We start from the raw sequence: 2,953 nt of genomic DNA, 5'->3' as shown, positions 1-2,953 counted from the left end.
CATCCGTAGTGCATGGGTTTACTCAATAAGATCACGCAGGAGATTTGACGTGCACATTGGTGTTCCTCTCGAAACCCAGACCGGTGAAACACGGGTTGCTGCAACCCCGGAAACCATCAAGAAGCTGATCGGCCAGGGCCATAAGGTCACTGTACAAAGCGGCGCCGGCATCAATGCCAGCGTTGTCGACAGTGCCTATGAAGCGGCAGGCGCAAGCATTGGCAGCGCCAACGATGCGTTTGCTGCCGAGCTGATTCTCAAAGTCGTCGCCCCCAGCGACAGCGAGCTCGCCCTGATCAAGAGCGGCACCGTAGTGGTGGGCATGCTCAATCCGTTCAGCAATGAAACCATCGCCAAAATGGCCGAATGCGGCATTACCGCCTTTGCCCTGGAAGCCGCGCCGCGCACCTCCCGCGCCCAGAGCCTGGACGTACTGTCGTCGCAAGCCAACATCGCCGGCTACAAGGCTGTGTTGCTGGCCGCTCACTACTACCCGCGTTTCATGCCAATGCTGATGACCGCTGCGGGCACCGTGAAAGCGGCCCGCGTGCTGATTCTGGGTGCCGGTGTGGCCGGTTTGCAGGCCATCGCTACCGCCAAGCGCCTGGGGGCGGTGATCGAAGCGTCTGACGTGCGTCCTGCGGTAAAAGAACAGATCGAATCCCTCGGCGCCAAGTTCGTCGACGTGCCTTACGAGACCGATGAAGAGCGCGAATGCGCCGTCGGTGTCGGCGGTTACGCTCGCCCGATGCCGGCCAGCTGGATGCAGCGCCAGGCCGCGGCCGTGCACGAACGCGCCAAGCAGGCGGACATCGTTATCACCACCGCGCTGATTCCGGGCCGCAAGGCACCGACGCTGCTCAGCGCGCAAACCGTGGCCCAGATGAAACCGGGTTCGGTGGTCATCGATCTCGCGGCCGCCCAGGGCGGCAACTGCCCGCTGACCGTGGCCGACCAGGTGGTCGTCGAAAACGGCGTGACCATCGTGGGCCCGACCAACCTGGCCAGCGCCGTGGCGGCTGACGCTTCGGCGCTGTACGCCCGCAACCTGCTGGACTTCATGAAACTGTTGTTCGATAAAGAAGGACAACTGGTGATCAACCTTGAAGACGATATCGTCGCCGCGTGCCTGATGTGCCGCGACGGCCAGATCGTGCGCAAGAACGGCTGAGGATAAAAACAATGGAAGACATGCTGATCTCTGACGGTATCTACAACCTGATCATCTTCGTGCTGGCGATCTATGTCGGTTACCACGTGGTCTGGAACGTCACGCCTGCGCTGCACACCCCGTTGATGGCGGTGACCAACGCGATCTCGGCGATCGTGATCGTCGGTGCCATGCTGGCCGCCGCCCTCACCGTGACGCCACTGGGCAAGACCATGGGCACCCTGGCCGTGGCCCTGGCCGCGGTCAACGTATTCGGTGGCTTTTTGGTCACCCGCCGCATGCTGGAAATGTTCAAGAAGAAAGCGCCGGCAAAAGCTCCGGCCGCCAAAGCTGAAGCAGTCAAGGCCGAGGTGCAGCAAGCATGAGCATGAACCTGGTTACGTCCCTGTATTTGATCGCCTCGGTCTGCTTCATCCAGGCGCTCAAGGGCCTCTCGCACCCCACCACGTCGCGCCGTGGCAACCTGTTCGGCATGCTCGGCATGGGCCTGGCGATCCTCACCACGGTCGGCCTGATCTACAAGCTCGGTGCCGAACTGGCCCAGGACGGTATCGTCTACGTGATCGTCGGCCTGCTGATCGGCGGCACCGCCGGTTCGATCATGGCCAAACGCGTTGAAATGACCAAGATGCCGGAGCTGGTCGCCTTCATGCACAGCATGATCGGCCTGGCCGCGGTGTTCATCGCCGTGGCTGCCGTGGTCGAACCGCAGTCGCTGGGCATCGTCAAGCAACTCGGTGACGCGATCCCGGCCGGTAACCGCCTGGAACTGTTCCTCGGTGCCGCCATCGGTGCAATCACCTTCTCCGGTTCGGTGATCGCCTTCGGCAAGCTGTCTGGCAAGTACAAGTTCCGCCTGTTCCAGGGTGCACCGGTACAGTTCAGTGGCCAGCACAAGCTGAACCTGCTGCTGGGCCTGGCCACACTGGGCCTGGGCGTGACGTTCATGCTCACCGGCGACTACACCGCTTTCGGCGTGATGCTGGCGTTGGCCTTCGTGCTCGGCGTGCTGATCATCATCCCGATCGGCGGCGCGGACATGCCCGTGGTCGTGTCGATGCTCAACAGCTACTCCGGCTGGGCAGCGGCGGGCATCGGCTTCTCGCTGAACAACTCGATGCTGATCATCGCCGGCTCGCTGGTAGGTTCGTCCGGTGCAATCCTCTCGTACATCATGTGCAAGGCGATGAACCGCTCCTTCTTTAATGTGCTGCTCGGGGGCTTCGGCAATACGGCGGACGCGGCCGGCCCGGCGGGTTCGAAAGAAGCCCGTCCGGTGAAGTCCGGTTCGGCCGACGACGCGACCTTCCTGCTGACCAACGCCGACACCGTGATCATCGTGCCGGGCTACGGTCTGGCGGTGGCACGTGCGCAGCACGCACTGAAAGAGCTGACCGAGAAGCTGACCCATCGCGGCGTGACCGTGAAGTATGCGATCCACCCGGTTGCCGGTCGTATGCCCGGCCACATGAACGTGTTGCTGGCCGAGGCCGAAGTGCCTTACGACCAGGTGTTCGAGATGGACGACATCAACTCCGAGTTCGGCCAGGCCGACGTGGTACTGGTGTTGGGCGCCAACGACGTGGTCAACCCGGCCGCGAAGAACGATCCGAAATCGCCGATTGCCGGCATGCCGATCCTCGAAGCGTTCAAGGCCAAGACCATCATCGTCAACAAGCGCTCGATGGCCAGCGGCTACGCCGGCCTGGACAACGAACTGTTCTACCTGGACAAGACCATGATGGTGTTCGGCGACGCTAAAAAGGTCATCGAAGACATGGT

General features: G+C 62.1%; 3 protein-coding genes. All 3 read left to right on the top strand.

The annotated features are described in order from the left end of the window. The first annotated feature begins 49 nt into the window (after nucleotides 1–49). Nucleotides 50–1,171, top strand: a complete 1,122-nt coding sequence (locus tag KGB20_RS24475) for a Re/Si-specific NAD(P)(+) transhydrogenase subunit alpha (protein WP_102685615.1) — start codon at nucleotides 50–52, stop codon at nucleotides 1,169–1,171. An 11-nt stretch (nucleotides 1,172–1,182) separates the two neighbouring features. After that, nucleotides 1,183–1,536, top strand: coding sequence for an NAD(P) transhydrogenase subunit alpha (locus KGB20_RS24470; RefSeq protein WP_057712569.1), 354 nt, complete (start codon nucleotides 1,183–1,185; stop codon nucleotides 1,534–1,536). After that, nucleotides 1,533–2,953, top strand: a 1,421-nt coding sequence (locus KGB20_RS24465) for an NAD(P)(+) transhydrogenase (Re/Si-specific) subunit beta (RefSeq protein WP_223533101.1), incomplete at its 3' end; no start/stop codon positions are given. The genes KGB20_RS24470 and KGB20_RS24465, both read left to right, overlap by 4 nt.

This window comes from Pseudomonas sp. BF-R-30 (genome assembly GCF_019956175.1).
Taxonomy (GTDB): domain Bacteria; phylum Pseudomonadota; class Gammaproteobacteria; order Pseudomonadales; family Pseudomonadaceae; genus Aquipseudomonas; species Aquipseudomonas jessenii.
Note: the sequence above shows the minus strand (reverse complement) of the source record. Positions and strands in the feature narration are given on the sequence as shown.